The 22,018-nt window shown below is 71.1% G+C and carries 19 protein-coding genes; 11 read left to right on the plus strand and 8 right to left on the minus strand.

Annotated features, from left to right (window positions below; genetic code table 11):
* Window positions 1–11 precede the first annotated feature (11 nt).
* Window positions 12–1,742 (plus strand): Mur ligase family protein, encoded by a 1,731-nt coding sequence (locus JOE57_RS16065; protein ID WP_338041344.1) that lies wholly within the window; start codon window positions 12–14, stop codon window positions 1,740–1,742.
* Here the strand turns inward: JOE57_RS16065 and cphA are convergent.
* The gene (gene cphA, locus JOE57_RS16070; RefSeq protein WP_204919567.1) at window positions 1,708–4,524 is read right to left on the minus strand and encodes a cyanophycin synthetase; all 2,817 of its coding nucleotides are present in this window, start codon (window positions 4,522–4,524) and stop codon (window positions 1,708–1,710) included. The genes JOE57_RS16065 and cphA overlap by 35 nt on opposite strands.
* 144 nt (window positions 4,525–4,668) lie before the next feature.
* Between cphA and JOE57_RS16075 the strand changes: the two genes are divergently transcribed.
* Both JOE57_RS16075 and JOE57_RS16080 read left to right on the plus strand, forming a co-directional pair.
* Window positions 4,669–5,034 carry a helix-turn-helix domain-containing protein gene (locus tag JOE57_RS16075; protein WP_204919568.1) on the plus strand — a complete coding sequence of 122 codons (366 nt, stop codon included), beginning with the start codon at window positions 4,669–4,671 and terminating at the stop codon, window positions 5,032–5,034.
* On the plus strand, window positions 5,031–5,951 hold the full coding sequence (locus JOE57_RS16080) for an SRPBCC family protein (RefSeq protein ID WP_204919569.1): 921 nt from the start codon (window positions 5,031–5,033) through the stop codon (window positions 5,949–5,951). The genes JOE57_RS16075 and JOE57_RS16080 overlap by 4 nt, the downstream gene beginning before the upstream one ends.
* Here the strand turns inward: JOE57_RS16080 and JOE57_RS16085 are convergent.
* A complete protein-coding gene (locus JOE57_RS16085) occupies window positions 5,945–6,922 on the minus strand; it encodes a cyanophycinase (RefSeq protein ID WP_204919570.1) in 978 nt (325 codons plus the stop codon). The genes JOE57_RS16080 and JOE57_RS16085 overlap by 7 nt on opposite strands.
* 76 nt (window positions 6,923–6,998) lie before the next feature.
* Between JOE57_RS16085 and JOE57_RS16090 the strand changes: the two genes are divergently transcribed.
* Window positions 6,999–9,767: a WD40 repeat domain-containing protein gene (locus JOE57_RS16090; protein WP_204919571.1), complete on the plus strand. Its 2,769-nt coding sequence runs from the start codon at window positions 6,999–7,001 to the stop codon at window positions 9,765–9,767.
* A gap of 1 nt (window position 9,768) precedes the next feature.
* Here JOE57_RS16090 and JOE57_RS16095 read toward each other — a convergent pair whose 3' ends face one another.
* Window positions 9,769–10,500 carry a hypothetical protein gene (locus tag JOE57_RS16095; RefSeq protein ID WP_204919573.1) on the minus strand — a complete coding sequence of 244 codons (732 nt, stop codon included), beginning with the start codon at window positions 10,498–10,500 and terminating at the stop codon, window positions 9,769–9,771.
* A gap of 66 nt (window positions 10,501–10,566) precedes the next feature.
* Between JOE57_RS16095 and JOE57_RS16100 the strand changes: the two genes are divergently transcribed.
* The 5 genes from JOE57_RS16100 (at window position 10,567) to JOE57_RS16120 (ending at window position 16,967) form a co-directional block, all read left to right on the plus strand.
* Window positions 10,567–11,349, plus strand: a complete 783-nt coding sequence (locus JOE57_RS16100) for an ABC transporter ATP-binding protein (RefSeq protein ID WP_204919574.1) — start codon at window positions 10,567–10,569, stop codon at window positions 11,347–11,349.
* A 66-nt stretch (window positions 11,350–11,415) separates the two neighbouring features.
* Entirely contained in the window at window positions 11,416–11,880 is a 465-nt protein-coding gene (locus JOE57_RS16105) for an NfeD family protein (protein WP_204920518.1), read from the plus strand.
* 17 nt (window positions 11,881–11,897) lie between these two features.
* Window positions 11,898–13,082 carry an SPFH domain-containing protein gene (locus tag JOE57_RS16110; RefSeq protein ID WP_204919575.1) on the plus strand — a complete coding sequence of 395 codons (1,185 nt, stop codon included), beginning with the start codon at window positions 11,898–11,900 and terminating at the stop codon, window positions 13,080–13,082.
* Window positions 13,079–13,849, plus strand: coding sequence for a TSUP family transporter (locus JOE57_RS16115; protein ID WP_204919576.1), 771 nt, complete (start codon window positions 13,079–13,081; stop codon window positions 13,847–13,849). The genes JOE57_RS16110 and JOE57_RS16115 overlap by 4 nt, the downstream gene beginning before the upstream one ends.
* 115 nt (window positions 13,850–13,964) lie before the next feature.
* Window positions 13,965–16,967, plus strand: a complete 3,003-nt coding sequence (locus tag JOE57_RS16120) for an alpha-mannosidase (protein ID WP_204919577.1) — start codon at window positions 13,965–13,967, stop codon at window positions 16,965–16,967.
* 9 nt (window positions 16,968–16,976) lie between these two features.
* Here JOE57_RS16120 and JOE57_RS16125 read toward each other — a convergent pair whose 3' ends face one another.
* Genes JOE57_RS16125 through JOE57_RS16135 form a run of 3 tightly spaced genes read right to left on the minus strand, consistent with a single transcriptional unit; the run spans window position 16,977 to window position 18,730 of the window.
* Window positions 16,977–17,525 (minus strand): YbaK/EbsC family protein, encoded by a 549-nt coding sequence (locus tag JOE57_RS16125; RefSeq protein ID WP_204919578.1) that lies wholly within the window; start codon window positions 17,523–17,525, stop codon window positions 16,977–16,979.
* Window positions 17,526–17,534: 9 nt separating this feature from the next.
* Complete coding sequence (locus JOE57_RS19340) at window positions 17,535–18,101, minus strand: hypothetical protein (RefSeq protein WP_204919580.1); 567 nt, start codon at window positions 18,099–18,101, stop codon at window positions 17,535–17,537.
* On the minus strand, window positions 18,098–18,730 hold the full coding sequence (locus JOE57_RS16135; protein ID WP_204919581.1) for a hypothetical protein: 633 nt from the start codon (window positions 18,728–18,730) through the stop codon (window positions 18,098–18,100). The genes JOE57_RS19340 and JOE57_RS16135 overlap by 4 nt, the downstream gene beginning before the upstream one ends.
* A 104-nt stretch (window positions 18,731–18,834) precedes the next feature.
* Between JOE57_RS16135 and JOE57_RS16140 the strand changes: the two genes are divergently transcribed.
* Window positions 18,835–19,308, plus strand: a complete 474-nt coding sequence (locus JOE57_RS16140) for a precorrin-2 dehydrogenase/sirohydrochlorin ferrochelatase family protein (protein ID WP_338041345.1) — start codon at window positions 18,835–18,837, stop codon at window positions 19,306–19,308.
* Between the two features lie 5 nt (window positions 19,309–19,313).
* On the plus strand, window positions 19,314–20,132 hold the full coding sequence (locus tag JOE57_RS16145; protein WP_204920519.1) for a TrmH family RNA methyltransferase: 819 nt from the start codon (window positions 19,314–19,316) through the stop codon (window positions 20,130–20,132).
* 22 nt (window positions 20,133–20,154) lie between these two features.
* Here the strand turns inward: JOE57_RS16145 and def are convergent, their stop codons facing one another.
* On the minus strand, window positions 20,155–20,748 hold the full coding sequence (def, locus tag JOE57_RS16150; RefSeq protein ID WP_204919583.1) for a peptide deformylase: 594 nt from the start codon (window positions 20,746–20,748) through the stop codon (window positions 20,155–20,157).
* Window positions 20,745–22,010: an amidohydrolase gene (locus JOE57_RS16155; protein WP_338041346.1), complete on the minus strand. Its 1,266-nt coding sequence runs from the start codon at window positions 22,008–22,010 to the stop codon at window positions 20,745–20,747. Before JOE57_RS16155 ends, def begins: the two co-directional genes overlap by 4 nt.
* Window positions 22,011–22,018 lie beyond the last annotated feature (8 nt).

Below are 22,018 nucleotides of genomic sequence, written 5' to 3' on the forward strand. Positions count from 1 at the left end.
CGGCGTCGGCCGTGCAGGAGCGACGATCACTCGTCGAGTTCCGGTTGCTGGAGGGGCCCAACCTCTACTTCCCCCGACCCGCCGTCAAGCTGACCCTCGACCTGGGGTCGGTGATGGAGCTGACGACCGCGCAGGCACGGGAGTTCGCGAAGAACCTCGGGCTGGCCAAGGTGCGGCCCGGCCCGGAGCGGTCACACTTCCGACAGCGCTTCGCCGCCCGGCTGGTGGCCCACCTGGTGCGACGGCTGGCCCGAGCCGGCGGGGTGAACCGGCTCGCGGTGCGCTCCCGGCCGGGGGGAACGGTCTCGCAGCTCGTGATCGCCTTCCCCTGGCGGCACGCCGGCCGGGCTGAGGCGCTGGCCGACGGGGTGGCGGCGGTGCTGGACGCGGCCGGTCAGGGGGAGCGCGCGATCGACCAGGCGATGGAGGCCTCGGCCTTCGGGCTGGCCAACGCCCCGCTGGGCAAGTCGCCGCAGCTGCTGCGCCCCAGGATCCCGGTGGTCGCCGTCACCGGGACGAACGGCAAGACCACCACCTCGCGAATGCTCGGCCACATCGCCCAGCTGGCGGGCCGCTCGGTCGGCTGGTCGAGCACCGACGGCGTCTACATCAACGGAGAGCTCGTGGAGGCCGGCGACTACTCCGGCCCCAGCGGCGCGGGCCAGGTGCTGCGACACCCCGGCGTCCAGCTGGCGGTCACCGAGACCGCTCGCGGCGGCATCCTGCGCCGCGGCGTCGGCGTCGCCTACAACGACGTGTCCGTGGTCACCAACATCACGGCCGACCATCTCGGTCTCGGTGGCATCGACACGCTGGACCAGCTGGCCGAGGTCAAGGCCGTCATCACCAAGATCACCCGGCCCAAGGGGTGGTGCGTACTGAACGCCGACGACCCGCGGACGTTCGCGATGCGGCTCGGGACCAAGGCCCAGGTCTGGGTCTTCAGCCGCGATCCCGACTCACCCTCGGGGCGCGCTGTGCTGGACGACGGCGGCCGGGTCACCACCCTGCTGGACGGCTGGGTCGCCGTGTTGTCCGCCGGCTCCGACCCGCTGCCCGTGGTGCCGATCATCGACGTACCGATGACGCTGGCCGGCCTGAGCCGGGTCAATGTCGAGAACGTCCTGGCGGTGACGTCGGCGGCGCTGGCGCTCGGCTTCACCGTCGAGCAGGTCGCCGAGGGTCTGCGGAGCTTCCTGCCCGGCGAGAACAACCCCGGGCGGATGAACATCTGGTCGCTGCCGACCGTCGACGGAACCGGCGAGCTCAGCGTCGTCATCGACCTGGCCCACAACGAGGCCGGGCTGGAGGCGCTGCTGGAGATCGTGCACGGGATCCAGCCACCCGGCGGCCGGGTGCTGCTGGGCATCGGCACCGCCGGTGACCGGACCGACGACGTGTTCGTCCGGCTGGGCGAGATGGCCGCGCTCGGTGCCGACGTGGTCGAGATCGCCCACAAGAGCGAGTATCTGCGCGGCCGACAGATGACCGAGCTGGGCGAGCTGCTGCGTCAGGGTGCCACCCATGCCGGCGTCGCGATCAGCGCCGAGCACGAGGCCGAGCTGCCGGCGCTGGTCTCGCTCGTCGGCCAGGCCCGGCCGGGCGATGTGGTCGCTCTGATGGCCCACCAGGACCGGGCCGAGATCGACCGCTGGCTGACCGGGCACGGTGGCACCCGCGACTCCGCCGAAACCCTGAGGGCCAAGGTCAGTCGGGCTGAGACCGCGCAGCCTCCGGGTTGAAGTCGGGATCGGCGACCGCGTTGTTGAACTCGCTCTCGTCGTCGGGCCGAGCTCCGGGCTGGGCCTGCCGGCCGTAGGACTCCAGCTCGGCCATCACTGCCGCATGCTTGTCGACGCAGATCACGATCAGGTCGCCGGGGTTGGACCGGGCGATCGCGTGCCGGGTGCTCTCCAGCTCGTCCAGGACGATCTCGACCTGCTTGCAGCGCACCCCCTGGGCCATCGCCTTGCGTGCACCCTCGGCGACCAGCTCGGCCACCTCGCCGCGCTTGCGACCGCGCAGGGCCGTGTCCTCGCGGACGATCACCACGTCGAAGTGGCTGGCGGCCACCTCGCCGAGCTCGCGCATGTCGTCGTCGCGGCGGTCACCTGCGGTCGCGATCACGCCGATCCGCGACACCTTGCCCAGCTCTGTGGTGGTGTCCATCGACGCGCCCGTCTTGTCGACGAAGTCGCCGAGCATCCGCATCCCGGGGACATTGTGGCAGTAGTCGATGATCACCGTACGGCCTTCGACGGCGACCTCGTTCAGCCGGCCAGGGGACAGGTAGTAGTTGGTGGAGAAGGTCCGCAGGCCCTGCCGGATGTCGTGCAGGGACGCCCCGGCTGCGAACGACGCGGCCGCTGCCGCCATCGCATTCTGCACGTTCATGGTGGCCCGGCCGCCGAACGTCGACGGCAGCAGATGGGTCCAGGCGATCTGCATCGACCGGCGGCCCTCCTTGACGATGATCATGTCGCCCAGGTCGCTGTGCTCCAGCACCACCGCCCGCCCGCCCCGCCGGCAGTGATCATCGACGGAGTCCCGGATCTCACTCCCCGGCTCGGCCATGGTGAACCAGATGATCCGGCCGGAGCAGCGGCGGCGCATCGCTCGGACCAGCGGGTCGTCCGCGTTCAGCACGGCATATCCGTTACGTGGCACGGCTTCCACGACGACGGCCTTCACATCGGCGAGCTGCTGCAGGGTGTCGACCCCGCGCAGCCCCAGATGGTCCGCCTGCACGTTGAGCACCACGCCGACGTCGTTGCGCTCGTAGCCTAGCCCCTCGCGAAGGATGCCGCCGCGCGCCACCTCGAAGACGGCGAAGTCGACCCGCGGGTTCTGCAGCACCATCTTGGCCGACCGCGGACCGGACGCGTCGGACCTGATCACCAGCCGCTCGTCGATGACCACGCCATCGGTGGAGGTCATCCCCACCTTCTTGCCGATGCCCTTGAAGATGTGGGCGATCATCCGCGAGGTGGTGGTCTTGCCGTTCGTGCCGGTGACGGCCACGATCGGGATCCGGCTCGGTGCTCCCGGCGGGAAGAGCATGTCGATGACCGGCTTGGCGATGTACTGCGGGTCGCCGATGGTGGGATGGGTGTGCATCCGGAAACCGGGTGCCGCGTTCACCTCACAGATGCCCCCACCGGTCTCGCGCACCGGCAGCGTGATGTCGGGGGCGATGAAGTCGATGCCCGCAATGTCCAGCCCGACCACCCGGGCCGCCTCCTCGGCGATCTCGATGTTCTCCGGGTGGGCCTCGAAGGTGCGGTCGATGGAGATGCCGCCGGTGGACATGTTCCCGGTCAGGGTGAGCTTCACCATCACGTCGGCGGGGACCACGTCGTCCAGGCTGTACCCCTGCTTGGCGGCGAGGTCGATGGCGGCCTCGTCGACCTTGATCCGGGTCAGCACCTTCTCGTGCCCGACCCCCCGCCGGGGGTCGGCGTTGGTCTTCTCGACCAGCTGCCGCAGGGTCAAGGTGCCGTCGCCGACCACGTGCGCAGGGACCCGCTCCGCGATCGCGGCGATCCGGCCATCGATCACCAGGCAGCGGTAGTCCCGCCCGGTGACGAAGGTCTCGACGATGACCTGACCGCGCCGCGACTCCTGCTCGGCCAGCGGGAACGCGGCGCGGACGTCGTCGGCGCTGTGCAGGTTCAAGATCACACCGCGGCCGTGGTTGCCGTCCAGTGGCTTCACCACCACCGGGTAGCCGATCTTGGTTGCCAGCCGGACCGCCTCCTCGACCGTACGGACCGACTGTGACCTCGGCACCGGCAGGCCGGCGGCGGAGAGCAGCGCCAGGGTCAGCTCCTTGTTGCTGGCGATGTCCACCGCGACCGAGGACGTGTGCGAGGTCATGGTGGCCCGGATCCGCTGCTGGTGGACCCCCTGGCCCAGCTGCACCAGCGAGGCCGTGTTGAGCCGCATGTGCGGGATGTCGCGGCTGACCGCCTCGTCGACGATGGCCTGGGTGGAGGGCCCGAACGCGGTCCGCTCTCCGCGGACGATGAACTGCTCGAGCTCGCTCCGGAAGTCGAAGCCGTCCTCGGGCGCCACCAGATGGTTGACCATCCGCACCGCCAGCTCACCCGCCGCCAGCCCGACCGACTCGTCGGAGTAGGCGTAGATCACGTTGTACTGCCCGCGGACGCCACGGACCTGACGGGTCTTGCCACGACGCATGTCATGGCCCACCGACTGCTGCAGCTGCAGGGCGACGTGCTCGGCGACGTGCCCGACCCAGGTGCCCTCGTGCAGCCGCTCGACGAAGCCACCGCGCCTGCCCCGGCTGCAGCTGTGCGACTTCAGCCCCGGCAGCATCTCGACCAGCCCATCGGCGAAACCCGGCAGCAGGTTGGTGGGGAAGTCCTCCAGCACGCCCAGGTCGACGACGAGCTGGATGGCCGGCTCGTAGTGCCAGACGTTCGGGCCCCGGTAGACGCGACTGGAGAGGATCTTCAGGTCAGGCGATGGTGACTGGACTGGGGCGGGGGGACCGTCGGTCACTGAGACTCCTCGGATGCGCTCTGGTCGGGTCCGCCAAGGCCGGCGGGCTAAGGCAGATCCTGCCACCTCCGGCAGCCGGCTGAACACCCGCAGGCGACCGAGGTCTCGTTGACGTGTGACCGAATAGTCACCTATTCTGATGGCGTGCCGACCAGCTCCGGACAGTCCGAGCAGGCTGTCTTCCGTGCCCTGGCGGACCCGACCCGGCGGGCCCTGCTGGATGCGCTGTACGGGTCCGACGGGCAGAGTGTCAGCCAGCTGGCGGCCCGGTTCCCCGACATGTCGCGGTTCGGCGTGATGAAGCACCTGGCGGTGCTGACCGAGGCCGACCTGGTCGTCAGCAGCCGCCGCGGGCGGACGAAGCTGCACTTCCTCAACCCGGTGCCCATTGCCGAGATCGCCGACCGCTGGATCAGCAAGTACGCCCAGCCGTTCAGCACCGGGCTGCTCGAGCTGCGGGACAGCGTCGAGCGCGCCCACCCAGCACCATCCGCCCAGGAGCGAGCATGACCATCACCACGCACGTCTACCAGATCTTCATCAGGGCCACGCCGGAACAGGTCTGGCAGGCCATCACCGACTCGGACTGGACCCGGCGGTACTTCCACCAGACGGCGTTCGTCGCACCGCCGGTGCAGGGCCAGCCCTACCGGACCGTGCTGCCGAACGGGGACCCGGCCGTCGAGGGCGTGATCGAGGAGATGGATCCGCCGCACCGCTTCGTGCAGACCTGGCGCGTCCTCTACGACGCGGCAATGGCCGAGGAGCCGCCCAGCCGGGTGGAGTGGCAGATCGACCTGGTCGGGGAGAACCTGACCCGGGTGCGGCTGGTGCATGGGGACCTGGCGTTCAGCCCGTTGACCTGGGCCAGCGTGAGGAACGGCTGGGTCTGGGTCCTGGACAGCCTGAAGTCGCTGCTGGAGACCGGTGCGGGGCTACCACGGCTGTCGGCCGACCAGCCGGACAGATCGAGTGAGCAGGACAGGTCGACGGATGCGGACTGGCACCGGGCCCAGGCGGTCGAGGCCAACAACTCGGTCTGGGAGCTGGTGCAGCGCGACCCGCGCAGCGCCGAGGACGACGAGGAGCTGCTGCGCCGGGCCTATGCCGCCGGCTACCACTGGGACCGGGCAGCCGGTCGCGGACCGCAGACGGCGGCCCGGGCCGACTACATGATCGCCAAGGCGCTGCTGCTGACCGGCCATCCGGGTGCCTCGCTCAGCTCGGCGGACCGCTGCCTGGACCAGTGCGTCCGGGCCGGTCTGGCGGACTTCGACCTGGCGTACGCGCATGAGGCGCGGGCCCGGGCGTTGCGTGCGCTCGGGCGACCGGAGGAGGCGGCCCGGGCCTGGGCCGAGGCGACCTCGGTGCCGATCGCGAATCCGGAGGACCGCGCCATCCTGCAGCAGGACTTCGCGGACTACTGAGGGTCGACCATCGCCGTAGGCTGAGCCTCCTCGCTGGGCCGGTGCTGCCGGCCGCGGCGCAGCCGCCGGGCGTAGTTGGCCGGGGACACGTCGTCGGAGGCTATGTCGCGGGCCAGCCTGCGCAGGTCCGCCTCGGCGGCCTGCACCTCCCGGACCTCGTCCGGCGGTACGGGGGTGACGTGCCTCACGAACGTGCGGGTGGCCAGGTCGAAGTGACTGCCGGCCGGCAGCACGTGCAGGGTGGCGCCGGAGAACAGCAGCGGCGCGGTCCGCTTGGCGGTATAGGCGTTCGAGGTGAGGTTGCTGCCGTCCACCACGGTGACGGCGCCACGTCCGACGACCTCGAGCAGATGCCCTTGACGGACGACTGCGGCCGTGTCCTCGTCGACGCCGACCCCCAGCAGTGAGGGGGACTGGGCGACGATCGACATCAGCCGGCCGTAGCGGTTGCGCTGCTCGAAGTGCTGGTCGATGACCATTCCGGGTATCAGGCCCAGACCGACCGCCAGTTGGCTCATCCGCTGCTTCGGGGTGGAACCACCGGAACCGAACGCGATCATATGGTCGGAGAGGATGCTCGCTCCGGCCGAGGTGCCGCCGACGACGGCGCCACGGTGGTAGGCCTGATGGATGGCCGCGCCGAGCGGGGTGCCGGTGACGAAGGAGCTCAGCTTCAGCTGGTTGCCGCCGGTCATGAAGATGCCGGTGGCGTCGTCCAGCCGGGCGACCAGGTCGGGGTCGTACGACTCGGCCCGGCTCTCCGGCCGGACCGCGACCACCGTCGAGACGCCGAGGGCGGTGAACACCGCCCGGTACACCTCGACCACCTCGACCCCCAGCGACGAGGCGGTGGGGATCACCACGATCCTGGCGTCGGCGCCGCCCGCCTCGGCGACGAACGCCCGCAGCACGTTGCGACGCCGCAGCTTGGCCTCAGCCCCTCCGATGGCGAACAGCGATCCCGCATGCATGCGCCCACCCTACGGAACGGATCCCAAACTGTGCGCAACCGCCTTCGGGGAGTCGGCCGCGACGCTAACCTGAGCCATGGCCGAGCCCGGGGGATACGACGCCTTCATCTCCTACAGCCACGCCGCCGACGGTCAGCTCGCCCCGGCGCTGCGGAGCGGGCTGGAACAGCTGGCCAGGCCCTGGCGGCGACGCCGGGCGCTGCGGGTGTTCCAGGACTCGTCCGGGCTGGCGGCGACGCCGGGGCTCTGGTCGACCATCCAGGAGGCGCTGGACCGGTCCCGGTCCTTCATCCTGCTGGCCTCGCCGGCCGCGGCGTCCAGCGCCTGGGTGCAGCAGGAGATCGACCACTTCCGCCGGACCCACGGCACCCGGTCGATGTTCCTGGCCCTGACGGACGGCTTCTGCCAGTGGGACCCCGGCCGGCGCGACTTCGACTGGGCCGCCTCGACCGCGCTGCCGCGACAGCTCAGCGGCGCCTTCGCCGAGGAGCCGTTGTTCGTCGACCTCCGGTGGGCGCGCAGCGAGGGCCAGCTGGATCTCCGCAACCCGCGGTTCCGCAACGCCGTGGGCGACCTGGCCGCGCCGCTGCACGGAGTCGCGCGGGACGAGCTGGACGCCCTGGACCTGGTGCAGTACCGCCGAGCCCGGCGGGCCCGTCGGGTGGCCACCACCGGCATCGCCGGGCTGGCCGTGCTCGCCACCGTGGCCGGCTCGGTCGCGGTGCTGAACGCGGCCGAGGCGCGGGCCCAGCAGCGCAGCGCCGAGGCCAGCGCGTTGCGCGCCGACCGTGCCTCGAAGGTGTCCGAGGCGGGCCGGCTGGCCGCTATCAGCAGCGGGTACGCGGCGCCGCAGACGGATCTGGCGCTGCTGCTGGCGCTGCACAGCCTGAAGCTCGCCGATACCAGGGAGGGACGGCTGGCCCTCGCCACGGCCATGACCAGACCGGCGGCCAGCTCAGCCGTCCTGCCCGGTACGTCCACAGTGGGACTGTCACTGGCCGTGGGCCGCAGCGGGCAGCTGGCCTCCGGCGGCGGGGACGGCGACGTGCTGGTGTGGGAACGGGCCGGTGCGGGGAAGCCGCAGCGGCTCAGTGGGCACCGGGCCGCGGTGACCGAGCTGTCCTTCGCCTCCGATGAGAGCCTGCTGGCCTCGGTCGACCTGGCCGGCCGGACGCTGGTCCAGCGACCGTCGGGCGGTGCTAAGCCGGTGACGCTGGACGGGGTCGCCGACGCCGTCTTCCGGCCGGGGACGGTCGAGCTGGCGGTGGTGGGGCTGGACGGCGCAGTGGCGCTGCTGGACGGCCGTTCGGGCGAACGGCTCTGGCAGACGCCCGCAGTCGGACCGGCGTCCACCAGCTCCAGCGACCACATGGCCGTCGCGGCCAGCCCGGACGGCAAGACGCTGGCGGTGGCCAGCCCCGATCGCCGGATCGTGCTGCTGGCCGCCGACACCGGGCGGCGGCTGCGGACCTGGCGCATCGACGGCAGCGCCGGCAACGACGTCACGTTCGACCCGAGCTCGACCGTGGTCGCCGCCGGGGGTGACGACGGCGTGGTCCGCAGCTGGCAGGCCACCACCGGCACCCTGCTGCACGAGTTCCGGGGCAACCAGTCCGGCATCCGCCGGGTCTCGTACGGGCTGGACGGCCGCACCATCGCCAGTGGTGGGCTGGACGCGCGGCTGCGCATCTACGACGTCGGCAGTGAGCGGATCGTGGGCGACCTGGCCGGGCACAACTGGGGCGTCTCCGGGGTGGCTTTCGCCGCGGACGGCCACACCCTGCTGTCGTCGGCCCCGCAGGACGGGGTGCGGCAGTGGAACGTCGACACCGGCAGGCCGCGCTGGGTGCTGACCGGTCACCGTGCTCCGGTGATCGCGGCCGACTTCACCACAGACTCGACGGTGCTGGCCACGCTGAGCACGGACCGGGTGATGCTCTGGCACCCGGACCGTGACGAGGGTCCCTTCGCCAGCTTCAGCTCACCAGGCTACGACCTCGACCTCACCCCCGACGGGCGCACGGTGGTGGTGGCCGGGTTCGACGGCCGGGTGCATCTCCACGACACCACCGGCGGCCGGGAGACCGGCCGACTGGGCTCGGCGGGGGAGCCGCTGTGGAGCGTCTCGGTGTCGCCCGACGGCCGGCAGGTCGCCGCTGTCGACAGCACCGGCGTGCTCCGGACCTGGGCGCTGGGCGACGGTCGACAGCGGCTCCAGCAGAGGGTGCTGCCGGCCGGGGCGGCCCGGGTGCGGTTCAGCCCGGACGGTGCTCGGCTGGCCGCCGTCGGCGAGGGCTCCCGGGTGGTGCTGCTGGAAGCCGGGACCGGTCGACGGCTGCTGTCCTGGGCGCCGCCGGGCGACCCCGGCCGGGGTGCCGCAGCAGTGGCGTTCAGCCCGGACGGCAGCCGGCTGGCGGTGGGCCTGCCGAACGGCTGGCTGTACCTGCTCGATGTGCGGTCCGGAGCCGTGGTGCGGTCGTTCGCCGCGCACCAGAACAAGATCTATGCCCTCGCGTTCTCCCCGGACTCCTCGATGCTGGCGACGGCAGCGTTCAACGGGGGCGGCATCTCGGTCGGCGGTTTCGACGGCGGCCTGCGGCTCTGGGACCTCCTGACCGGCCAGCAGGTCGGTGAGCTGGTGTACCACGACAGTCAGGTGGAGACGGTGGCGTTCTCCCCGGACGGGCAGTGGCTGGTCAGCGGTGGCGCCGACCGGGAGGTGCTGCTCTGGTCCGCGTACCAGCAGTGGCGCCGGCGGGCCTGCCAGATCGCCGGCCGGGAGCTCACCGACGCCGAGAAGGAGGCCTTCCTGAAGCCCGCCGACCGCACGAGTCGGGTCTGCTGAGTCAGCTCCAGACGCCCCGGTCCGCCGCGTCGACCCAGCTGCAGGCAGCGCACAGGGCGTGGCTGGCCGCCTCGCGCACCCGGCGCAGCTCACGGGAACGGAGGCCGGCCTCGAACGAGGAGATGCTGCCGCCGTCATCGGCCAGCGCGGCGTCGCAGGCGAGCAGCAGCCGCAGGGCCCGGTCCGCCGTTGCCAGCTGCCGTGGACCGTAGCCGGGGGCCAGCCGGGCCTCGAAGGAGGCGCGGGGGCGGCTGCCGGCCGCCACGTCCAGGTCGCTCAGCACCCGCGCCGCGGACAGCACCGCCTCGTTCAGGGCCCGCTCGGCCTCGTAGGGGGTGGCCACCGCGAACGGCCGACGGGCCGAGAAGACCCGCCACTGGACGCCGCGGCCGACCAGGTACGGCACCAGCGCCAACTCGGCGGTGGTGGCGATGACCACCTGGCCTATCTCCAGGGCGGCCTCGTTGAGCTCGCGCGGTCCGCGCAGCGGCAGCAGCGAGCCCGGCACCGGCAGCCCGAGGGCCCAGCCCTCCCGCTCGGCTGCCAGCAGCGCAGCCAGACCGGTCTCCAGCTCGCTCGCCCGCAGCGGGTCCAGCCCCAGCACGGCGTCGGGGTCGAGCACGTGGTGGGCCACGTCGTCGGCGACGATCGTCCGTGCCGCAGCCTCGACGCTGATCAGGTTGCCGATCAGCGCATTCAGGTGCGTCGTCATCCGGACAGCAGCAAGGTGCACCAGCCCACCGTACGATCTCCAGTGTCGGTGCCGGGGCGGTGGTCCACCTCTTGTAGGTTTACCCCCATGGTGGCTGTGGTGGATCTTGCGGACGTGAGCATCGTTCGGGGCCAGGCGACCCTGCTCGACGAGATCAGCTGGCGGGTCGACGAGACCGACCGCTGGGTGGTGATCGGCCCCAACGGTGCGGGTAAGACCACGCTGCTGCAGGTCGTGTCGGCCCAGATCCACCCCACCTCCGGCGTCGCCGGGCTGCTCGGCGAGGTGTTGGGCACGGTCGACGTGTTCGACCTCCGACCCCGGATCGGGCTCACCTCCGCCGCCCTGGCCGACCGGATCCCGAAGAGCGAGCCGGTGCACGACGCGGTGGTGTCCGCCTCCTACGCCGTACTGGGCCGTTGGCGCGAGGACTACGACCAGCTCGACCACGAGCGGGCCGACGAGCTGCTGGACCAGCTCCGCGTCGGCCATCTGGCCGAGCGGACCTTCGGCACCCTGAGTGAGGGCGAGCGCAAGCGGGTCCAGATCGCCCGGGCACTGATGACCGACCCCGAGCTGCTGCTGCTGGACGAGCCGGCGGCGGGGCTGGACCTGACCGGCCGGGAGTCGCTGGTCCGCACCCTCAGCGAGCTGGCCCAGGACCCTTACGCCCCGGCCACCGTGCTGGTGACCCACCACGTCGAGGAGATCCCGCTCGGCATCACCCACGCACTGCTGCTGAAGCAGGGCCGGATCGTCGCCGCAGGGCCGCTCGAGGCGACGCTGACGGCGGAGAACCTGAGCGCCACCTTCGACCTGCCGCTCTCGCTGACCAGCGAGGCCGGTCGTTGGTCCGCCAGGGCGCTGTGACCCGTCTGGCACCATTGACCTGGAAGCGCCTGGAAGCGACGGAAGCGGGGAGGCATGGAGGTGAACTTGACGGACTGGCTCGGTGACAATGCGTGGGCGCTCTGGTTGAGTATCGCCTTCCTGCTGGCGATCGCCGAGATCCTGTCGCTCGACCTGGTGTTGATCATGCTCGCCGCCGGCGCTCTGGCCGGGGCCGGGGTCGCGGTCCTCGCCCCTGGACTGTGGTGGCTGCAGGTCCTGGTGGCCGCTGCGGTGGCCGTCGGGATGCTGATGCTGCTTCGGCCGACGGTGATGCGCAGGGTCCGCAACATGCCCGGCTACCGTTCGTCCACCGCCAAGATGGTGGGCAGCACCGGCATCGCCACCTCCGACATCACCCGCAGCGGCGGCGAGATCAAGGTCGACGGTCAGCTCTGGTCCGCGCGTGCTTTCGACCCCAGTGCGGAGATCGCCGCCGGTGACGAGGTCGAGGTGTACGAGATCGACGGCGCTATCGCCGTGGTCTACCCCAAGCACGAACAGCTGCCCTGAAACATGGGAAACGACAGATGGGAAACGACGTGAACCCCGCAGGTCTCATCGCGCTCTTGATCGCGATCCTCGCGCTGGCCTTCTTCCTCGGCAGTGCCATCCGGGTGATCAGACAGCAGCGTGTCGGGGTGGTCGAGCGCCTGGGCAAGTTCAACCGGATGCTCGAGCCAGGCCCCCATCTGCTGGTGCCGATCGTCGACAAGGTGCGCTACAACATCGACATGCGCGAGGCGGTGGTGCCGTTCCCGCCGCAGGGCGTGATCACCGAGGACAACCTGATGGTCAACATCGACTCGGTAATCTACTTCCAGGTGATCGACCCGGTCCGCGCCGCCTACGAGGCGCAGGACTACATCAAGGCGATCGAGCAACTGACCATGACGACGCTGCGCAACATCATCGGTGGCCTGGACCTGGAGCAGGCACTGGTCAGCCGGGAGGAGATCAACCAGAAGCTGCGGGTGGTGCTGGACGAGGCGACCGGGAAGTGGGGCATCAAGGTCAACCGGGTCGAGCTGCGCGCCATCGATCCGCCGGCGACGATCCGGGACGCGATGGAGAAGGGTGCCCGGGCCGAGCGGGACAAGCGGGCCGCGATCCTGATCGCCGAGGGCCAGCGGCAGTCCCAGATCCTGTCGGCCGGCGGTGACCGTGAGTCGGCCATCCTGCGGGCCCAGGGTGAGCGGGAGTCCCAGGTGCTGCGGGCGCAGGCCGACCGGCAGGCCCAGATGCTGCGGGCCGAGGGCGAGGCTCAGGCGATCACCACCGTGTTCAACGCGATCCACGCCGGCCAGCCCGACCAGGCGCTGCTGGCCTACCAGTACATGCAGATGCTGCCCAGCATCGCCCGCGGCGACGCCAACAAGGTGTGGATCGTGCCGAGCGAGCTGAACAAGGCGCTGGAGGGTCTCGGAAGTGCCGTCAGCGGCATCTCCTCGGCGATCCCGGCTGCGGCGAAGGGAACGTTCCAGGCACCGGAGAAGATCGACGTCCAGGCCGAGATCGCCACCCAGAAGGACGAAGAGGCCGAGGCGACCGAACGGACCGTGCAGGCGGCCATCGCGGCGGCGGCCGAGCTGGAGAAGAACCCGCTGATCGGTGGCCGGCGGACGACGCCGGCGTCGCTGTCAGCCGGGGCACCCGCCGCCCCGCAGGCCGACACAGTCGAGGGCACGGCGCACGAGAGCACCCCTGGTTCGTGAGCCTCTGGGAGCTGCTGGCGCTGCTGGGCGCCGGTACGGCCGCGGGCCTGATCAACACCGTGGTGGGCTCGGGCACCCTGGTGACGTTTCCGACCCTGCTGGCGCTCGGCGTGCCACCGGTGATCGCCAACGTGTCCAACACCGTCGGTCTGGCACCGGGGTCGCTGTCGGGCGCCTGGTCGATGCGAGACGAGCTCAAGGGCCAGCGCAGCCGGGTGCTGCGACTGGGCCTGGCCTCGCTGATCGGCGGCATCGTCGGGGCGCTGCTGCTGCTGAGGCTGCCGTCCTCGGCCTTCGACGCGATCGTGCCGGTACTGATCGGGCTCGGCTGCCTGTTGGTGATCATCCAGCCCCGGCTGTCCCGGATGGTCACCGCCCGCCGAGAGCGCCAGGGCATCCAGGTGGACCCTCCGCACGGCTCGCTGCCGATGTGGCTGGGGGTGGCCGGTACCGGCGTCTACGGCGGCTACTTCGGCGCGGCCCAGGGTGTGCTGCTGCTGGCTGTGATGGGGATCGGGCTGGACGAGACGCTGCCGAGGATCAACGCCGTCAAGAACGTGCTCGCCTTCATCGTCAACGGCATCGCCGCGGTGATCTTCATCGCCATCTCCGACGTCAACTGGTGGGCCGCCGGGGCCATCGCCGTCGGCGCTGTCGTCGGTGCCCAGGTCGGCGGCCGGGTCGGACGCCGGTTGCCGCCGACGGTGTACCGGGTGATCATCGTCACAGTCGGGGTGGCTGCGATCATCAGCCTCTTGTCCAGCTGATGGAATGTGTGCCCGCCGCGGCCTAGCCGGAGCGAGGACGGTGCCCTGATCTGCAAGGCTGTAGGTCGCGCCCAACGCGCGTGAACACCATCCTCACCAGTTCCCGGAGTGCTGAATGCATAGTGACCGTATCCAGATCGAGCGACGCCTCGACCGCATCCTCAACGAGCGACTGAAGCCGGCGGTGTATCCCGAGTCGGTGCCGCTGACGGTGGGCCGCTGGGACGCCCCGGGCGAACCGGTCCCGGTCAGCGAGGGCCTGGCGGCACCGTTCAAGCCGGCCGCGGTCGGCGATGCGTGGGGCGCCCCCTGGGGCACCACCTGGCTCGAGCTCACGGCCGAGGTGCCGGCCGACTGGGCCGGCCGCACCCTGGAGTGCGTCATCGACCTCGGTTTCGCCGGCACCGGCCCCGGGTTCGCCGCCGAAGGTCTGGCGTACCGCCCGGATGGCACCGTGGTCAAGGGCCTGCACCCGTACAACACCTGGCTGCCGGTGGACGCGGGAAGCACCGAGGTGCACTACTTCGTGGAGGCCGCCTCCAACCCGCAGATCACCATGCGGGTGCCGACCGATATCGGCGACGTCCAGACGGCACCCAGGCAGCCGATCTACACCCTCAGCCGGTTCGACCTCGCCGTGGTCGACCTGGAGGTCCGCGAGCTGGTCAGCGACCTCGACGTGCTCGGCCAGCTGGCTGCACAGGTCGACCCCGACCAACCTCGGGGACACCAGATCCGGGCCGCGATCTCGGACGCGCTGGACGCCATCGACCTGCACGACATCGCCGGCACCGCAGCCGCCGCCCGCGCCATACTGGCCCCGATGCTGGCCAGCCCCGCCCACGCCAGCGCCCACCGGCTGAGCGCCGTCGGGCACGCGCACATCGACTCGGCCTGGCTCTGGCCGCTGCGCGAGACCGTGCGCAAGGTGGCCCGGACCTGCTCCAATGTGACCCAGCTGATGGACGACCACCCGGAGCTGGTGTTCGCCATGTCGCAGGCGCAGCAGCTGGCCTGGATCTCCGAACACCGCCCGGAGGTGTTCACCCGGGTGAAGGAGAAGATCGAGGCCGGCCAGTTCATCCCGGTCGGCGGCATGTGGGTCGAGTCCGACACCAACATGCCCGGCGGCGAGGCGATGGCCCGCCAGTTCATCCACGGGAAGCGCTACTTCCTGGAGGAGTTCGGCATCGACACGCCGGAGGTCTGGCTGCCCGACACCTTCGGCTACTCGGCCGCGCTGCCGCAGCTGATCGCGCTGTCCGGCTCGCGCTGGTTCCTGACCCAGAAGATCTCCTGGAACAAGACCAACGTGTTCCCGCACCACACCTTCTGGTGGGAGGGGATCGACGGCACCCGGATCTTCACCCACTTCCCGCCGGTCGACACCTACAACTCCGACCTGTCCGGGGCGGAGCTGGCCCTCGCCAGCCGGCAGTTCGCCGACAAGGCCCGGGCCAACCACTCGCTGGTGCCGTTCGGCTACGGCGACGGTGGCGGCGGCCCGACCCGGGAGATGATCGCCCGGGCACAGCGCACGGCCGACCTGGAGGGATCCCCGCGGGTGACGATCGAGACCCCGGCCAGCTTCTTCCAGAAGGCGGAGGAGGACTACGCCGATGCGCCCGTCTGGTGGGGCGAGCTCTACCTCGAGATCCACCGCGGCACGTACACCTCCAACGCCAAGATCAAGCAGGGGAACCGGCGCAGCGAGCACCTGCTCCGCGAGGCCGAGCTGTGGTCGACGCTGGCCACCCTCCGGCACGGCGCCGAGTACCCGTACGCGACGCTGGACCGGCTGTGGAAGACGGTGCTGCTGCACCAGTTCCACGACATCCTGCCCGGGTCGTCGATCGCCTGGGTGAACCGCGAGGCACGCGACACCTACGCCGCGGTGGCGGCCGAGCTGGAGCAGCTGATCGCCGAGGCGCTGGCCGTGCTGGCCGCAGACGGCGACCGGGAGCTGGTGTTCAACGCCAACCCGCACGCCCGTAACGGGGTGCCGGCACTCGGCGCCGGCCCGGTTGCGGTCGCCGCGGCCGGCACGCTGACGCCGGCGGACGGGGGCTTCGTGCTCGACAACGGCGTGGTCACGGCCACCCTGGACGTCGAGGGTCTGCTGACCAGTGTCGTCGACCGGTCCAGCGGCCGGGACGCAATCGCCCCCGGGGAGGTCGGCAACCTGCTGCAGCTGCACCAGGACGTGCCGAACGATTGGGACGCCTGGGATGTCGACTCGTTCTATCGGCACACCGTGACGGACCTGCGGACCGCGGAGACAGTCGAACCGGCCGACCTCGGTGACGGGGCGGTCGGGGTCCGGATCATCCGGCGTCACGGCGCGTCGACGTTCAGCACCGTGGTGGCGCTGCGGCCGGGCTCGGCCAGCCTCGACATCGAGCTCGACGTCGACTGGCAGGAGCGCGAGACCTTCCTGAAGGCCGGTTTCGGTCTCGACGTCCGCGCCGAGGACTCCAGCTCGGAGACCCAGTTCGGCCACGTCAAGCGCGCCACCCACCAGAACACCACCTGGGAGGCGGCGAAGTTCGAGATCTGCGCGCACCGGTTCCTCCATGTGGCCGAGCCGGGCTTCGGTGTCGCGCTGGTCAACGACTCCACCTACGGCCACGACGTGACCCGCGACATCCGCGCCGACGGCGGCACCACAACGACGGTCCGGCTGTCCCTGCTCCGCTCACCACGCTGGCCGGACCCGGAGACGGACCTCGGCCGGCACGTGCTGCGTTACGGCATCGTGCCCGGCGCCGAGATCGGAGACGCCGTCCGGGAGGGCTACGACATCAACCTGCCGGAGCGCACCGTCACCGGCGGTGCGACCGAGGTCGATCCGGTGGTGTCGGTGGACACGCCGGACGTGGTGGTCGAGGCGGTCAAGCTGGCCGAGGACCAGAGCGGGGATGTGGTGGTGCGGCTGTACGCGGCCACCGGCGGCCGGGCCACGGCCACGGTCCGGTCCGGATTCGAGGCGGCCTCGGTGCAGTCGGTCGACCTGCTCGAGCGGCCGCTGGACATCGGGCAGAGCTGGGACGACCCGGCCGCGGTGACGATCCGCTTCCGGCCGTTCCAGATCGTGACGCTGCGCTACCTGCGCGGCTGACCGTTGGGGCTAGCCCCGCTGCGCCAGGTCCAGCACCTGCGCAGCGGGCAGCCTTGCGGTGGCGGCTCCGCGGATCGCGATCTTGCTGCCGCGGATGCCGCTGCCGACCACGACCCACTCGCTGTCGGTGACGGCGGTGTCGACCAGCAGCGGCCAGTCGGCCGGTAGCCCGATCGGGGTGATCCCGCCGTACTCCATCGAGGTCCGGGCCACCGCCTCCGTCATTGCTGCGAAGGAGATCTTGCGTACGTCCAGGTGGCGGCGGACCGTCTTGTTGACGTCGGCCCGGTCGGTGGCGAGCACCAGGCAGGCGGCCAGCGTGGAGACCTCGCCTCGGCGGCCGGCGACGACGACACAGTTGGCCGACACCTGCAGTGGCACTGCGTACGCCTCGCAGAAGGCGGCGGTGTCGGCCAGGTCGGGGTCGATCGGAGCCACGAACGCATCCGGCACCGAGGCGACCGCGCCGGCGACCGGAGCCGCCAACAGCTCCGGGTGGTCGACCGCCGGCAGCCAGCGCAGCGTGCCGATCTCGGGTGGGGCAGAGAAGTCGGACATCTGGCCAGGCTAGCGCCACACCACCAGGGCGACGCCGGCACAGGCCGCCGCCCAGCCGATGCTGGCGAAGGTGCCGATGATGAACCGCTCGGCGGCGCCGGTGCTCTGGAAGGTCTTCAGCTCCGGGTAGCGGGCGAGCCCCTTGACGGCCAGGATGACGGCGATGCCGTCCGGCCAGCCGGCCAACAGCGAGGCGACGATCCCGACCCGTTCCAGTGCGCCGATCCAGGTCCCACCGCGCAGCACGTTGCGTTGCACCCGCTGCGGGGTGGGCCGCGACGCGGCGTCGGCCAGACCCAGCACCGAGGTGGTGAAGGCGCCGCCGGTCAGTACCGCAGCCAGGCAGCTCACCCCGACGGTCAGCCAGGACCAGACTCCCTCGGTGCCGTTGCCCCACCGGCCGAGCAGGGCGATCGCCGTAGTGGCGACAACCAGGACGACGATGACCGCGATCAGTGCCGTGGTCCGGGCGAACAGCGGCCTGGCCTGCCGTGGCCGAGGTGGCAGCCAGACGACGATGCTGGCCAGGCTCAGCAGCAGCCAGCAGAGCAGGGCCAGCAGGGTCGATGCCGTCACCGGCCGGCCCCTCCGGTGGCGGCCTTCCTGCCGGTGGAGATCGCCTCGGCCCGATCCAACAGTCGGGCCAGCACCGGGAGGGCGTCGCTCTCCACCGCCCAGTTGGCGGCCGCCAGTCGCTGTCCCACCGCCTGCCGGCTGATCTTCAGCGTCTCGGCCACCTCCGCCATGGTGGCACCGGCGTTCATCAGGTCGACCGCGTCCCACCCCTGCTCGGAGCGTCGCTCCCGGATCGTGGCCAGCAGCTGGAGCACCACCTCGGCGTCCCGGGTCGCCTCCTCGGCCGGTGGGGCTCCGACGAAGCTGACATGGGTGACCTCCCGCTTGGCCTGGTCGACGGCCGTCCGGGCCGCGACGAAGGCCGGTCCACGTCCGGAACGGGTGTCGGCGGGCAATGGGGTGTCGACCGGGCCGATCCCCAGCCCGATGTGCCACTGGTTGCTGCGCATGAGCTCCAGCATGGCGGTGACGACCGACAGCGGGTCGTCCAACAGCCCCTGGAACTCGTCGCCGATGGTGCGCTCGAATCCGAGCAGGGTGTCCAGAGTGGACAGCGCGGCCATGGCTTCGTCGACGGCATCGGGCAGGTTCCTGCTGTCGCGCTGGTCGACGGTCAGAACGTACGGCATAGGGCAAGGATAGAAACTTTCTGTGGTAGAGAACAAGGGGTGAGGCTTGCATCCACCATCTGGACGGGCCGCGGCGGCCGGACCGCATGGCCGAGGATGGGCGGGTGAGCACCGCCGAGCCCTACCTCTCCGGACTGCAGCTGGCAGGCCGACGCGTCGTCGTGCTCGGCGGCGGCTCGGTGGCCCAGCGGCGCCTTCCTCGACTGCTGGAGGCCGGCGCGGACATCCGGCTGGTCTCCCCGGCGGTGACCCCGGCCATCGCCGAGCTCGCCCGTACCCGGCAGATCGTCTGGCATCGCCGCCGCTACGCGATCGGTGACCTGGCCGAGGCCTGGTACGTGTTGGTCGCGACGGACGATGAGACCAGCAACCGGGCCGCCTCGGTGGAGGCCGAGGCCAACCGGACCTTCTGTGTCCGTGCCGACCGTGCCGACCAGGCGACCGCCTGGACACCGGCCACCGGGCAGGTCGACGGCGTCCAGGTGGGGGTGCTGGCCGGCGGCGACCCGCGCCGGTCCCGTCAGGTGCGTGACCTGCTGGTGGACCGGCTGCACCGGCTGCGCCGGCTGGCCGCCTGACGGTGCTGGCCAGGGACCAGCGGGTCGCCGTCGAGTCGGCCGACGACCCCCGGCTCGGCGACTACGTCCGGCTCCGGGACGTGGCCCTGCGGCGGCATCTGGAGAGCGATCGCGGGCTGTTCATCGCCGAAGGGGAGAAGGTCATCCGCCGCGCCGTCGACGCGGGCTACCGGCCGCGCTCGTTCCTGCTGGCCGAGCGCTGGCTGGCGTCGCTGGCCGACGTCCTCGCCCGGCACCCGAGCGTCCCGGTCTACGTCGTCACCGAGGCTCTGGCCGAGCAGGTCACCGGCTTCCACGTGCACCGCGGTGCGCTGGCGTCGCTGCACCGGGAGGATCGGGACACCGAGGCCGGGCTGCTGTCGTCGGCTCGTCGGCTGGTCGTACTGGAGGACATCGTCGACCACACGAACGTCGGCGCCATCCTGCGCTCGGCCGCCGGCCTCGGCTGGGACGGCGCTCTGCTGGCGCCGCGGTCGGCCGACCCGCTCTACCGTCGCTCCATCAAGGTCAGCATGGGTGCGGTGTTCAGCCTGCCGTGGGCCCGGCTGGGCGACTGGGCTGGCGCCGTCGACCTGCTGAAGCGGTCCGGCTTCCTCACGGTTGCGCTGGCCCTGACCGACGATGCGGTCGATCTGCGGCTGGTGCAGGAGGAGCTCCGGGCGGCCCCACGGAAGGTGGCGGTACTGCTCGGAACCGAGGGGTCCGGGCTGTCCGGGCGCTGGGTCGCCGAGGCCGACCGGGTCGCCGCCATCCCGATGCAGGCGGGGATCGACTCGCTCAACGTCGCCGCGGCCGCGGCCATCGCCTGCTGGTCGCTGGCCTGACCGGCCCCGGTCATCCCTCCCCTCAGTCATCCTCGTCGGGAACACGCGGCGAGACCGGCCAGTCGGCCGGGTAGTGGTCGGCGGCCGCCTCGTGCAGTGAGTACAGCTTCTTGCGGACCCGGCCGGCCAGCCGGTCACCGAAGACCACACCGTTGAGATGGTCGGTCTCGTGCTGCAGGCAACGCGCGAGCAGGCCGGTACCGCGCACCTCCACCGGGTTGCCGAACGCGTCGGTGCCGCGACAGACGGCGGTGTCCGGCCGGGACAGCGCGACGTAGGCGCCGGGCAGCGACAGGCAGCCCTCCTCGGCGCTCTCCAGTCGGCGGTCCTTGCCCTCGGGCAGCTCGACCTCCGGATTGCAGACCACCCCCACGTGCCGGACGTGGTCGTCGTCCGGGCAGTCGTAGACGAAGACGGCGAGGTCGACACCGACCTGGGTGGCCGCCAGACCGACACCCTCGGCCGCCTCCATCGTCGCGAACATGTCGCGGACCAGCGCGTGCAGCGCAGCGCCGTACTCGGTCACCGGCTTGGTGCGGGCGTGCATCACCGGCGTTCCCCAGCGGGTGATGGGCAGCACGGTGCCGCCCTCGGTGAGCTCCTCCAGGGTGGTCATCGGCGGGTGAGTCCCTCGGTCCGCACACTGTACGGGTCCAGCGTCACACCCTCGCCGGTGGTCTCGTCGAAGGTGTACACCTCGCGCCCGGAGATGATCACCTGTCGGGCCCGGCTCATGATCTCCAGCGGGTCGCCGTCCCAGATCACCACATCACCGTCCTTGCCGGCCTCCAGCGAGCCGACCCGGCCGTCCAGACCGAGGATCTCCGCCGGGTTGATGGTGATCGAGCGCAGTGCGGTGTCGCGGTCCAGGCCGTCCTTGATCGACAGGATGGCCTGGTAGACGAGGAAGTTGATCGGCACCACCGGGTGGTCGGTGGTGATGGCGATCTTCACTCCGGCGGACGCCAGCAGCCCCGGATTGCGCAGGTGGCGCTGGTTGACCTCGACCTTGCTGCGGGAGGTGAAGAGCGGCCCGATGATCACCGGGATGTCGCGCTCGGCCAGCACATCGGCCAGCAGGTGACCCTCGGTGCCGTGGTTGATGACCAGCCGGTAGCCGAACTCGTCCGCCAGCCGCAGTGCGGTGGCGATGTCGTCGGCCCGGTGGGTGTGCTGGCACCAGGGGACCTCGCGGTCCAGCACCCGGACCAGGATCTCGCTGTTGGAGTCCCGCTCGAACGGCTTCTGCTCCTGGGCGGCGTAGTCGCGCCTGGCCCGGTAGTCCTCGGCCTTGCGGAGAGCGTCGCGGATGACCGACGCGACCCCGAGCCGGGTCGAGGGGGTCTGCTTCTTCTCCCCGTACACCCGCTTGGGGTTCTCGCCCAGAGCGGATTTCACACTGCACGGCTGGGCGAAGACCATCTCGTCGACGATCCGACCCCACGACTTCACAGCGACCGTCTGACCGCCGATCGGGTTTCCCGAGCCCGGCTTGACCACGACCGAGGTGACCCCACCGGAGAGCGCGTCGCGAAACCCCTCGTCGGCCGGGTTGATCGCATCCAGCGCCCGGAAACGGGCTCCGACCGGATCGGTCATCTCGTTGGTGTCCTGGCCGGCCCAGCCGTTGCCCTCCTCGTGGACACCGACATGACCATGGGCCTCGACGAAGCCCGGCAGCACCCATCGGCCGGTGGCGTCGATCGTCTCGATGCCCTCCGGCAGCTCCACATCCGAGCCGACCGCCTCGATCCGGCCGTCGATGATCAACACGGTGCCGCCCTCGATGGACTCGCCGACCACCGGCACCACATAGCCGCCGACGATCGCCAGATCGGATCGGCTGCCGGCAGGGGTCTGCTGTCGATGTTCCGTCACGGCCGACA

The organism is Microlunatus panaciterrae, from assembly GCF_016907535.1.
Classification (GTDB): domain Bacteria; phylum Actinomycetota; class Actinomycetes; order Propionibacteriales; family Propionibacteriaceae; genus Microlunatus; species Microlunatus panaciterrae.

Excerpts from the sequence above, each read along its gene's own strand:
- JOE57_RS16100 (WP_204919574.1), top strand. The coding sequence starts at position 10,567 with ATGGTGGCTGTGGTGGATCTTGCGGACGTGAGCATCGTTCGGGGCCAG.
- JOE57_RS16080 (WP_204919569.1), top strand. The coding sequence starts at position 5,031 with ATGACCATCACCACGCACGTCTACCAGATCTTCATCAGGGCCACGCCG.
- def (WP_204919583.1), bottom strand. The coding sequence starts at position 20,748 with ATGACCACCCTGGAGGAGCTCACCGAGGGCGGCACCGTGCTGCCCATC.
- JOE57_RS16085 (WP_204919570.1), bottom strand. The coding sequence starts at position 6,922 with ATGCATGCGGGATCGCTGTTCGCCATCGGAGGGGCTGAGGCCAAGCTG.
- JOE57_RS16090 (WP_204919571.1), top strand. The coding sequence starts at position 6,999 with ATGGCCGAGCCCGGGGGATACGACGCCTTCATCTCCTACAGCCACGCC.
- JOE57_RS16110 (WP_204919575.1), top strand. The coding sequence starts at position 11,898 with ATGGGAAACGACGTGAACCCCGCAGGTCTCATCGCGCTCTTGATCGCG.
- JOE57_RS16125 (WP_204919578.1), bottom strand. The coding sequence starts at position 17,525 with ATGTCCGACTTCTCTGCCCCACCCGAGATCGGCACGCTGCGCTGGCTG.
- JOE57_RS16135 (WP_204919581.1), bottom strand. The coding sequence starts at position 18,730 with ATGCCGTACGTTCTGACCGTCGACCAGCGCGACAGCAGGAACCTGCCC.
- JOE57_RS16120 (WP_204919577.1), top strand. The coding sequence starts at position 13,965 with ATGCATAGTGACCGTATCCAGATCGAGCGACGCCTCGACCGCATCCTC.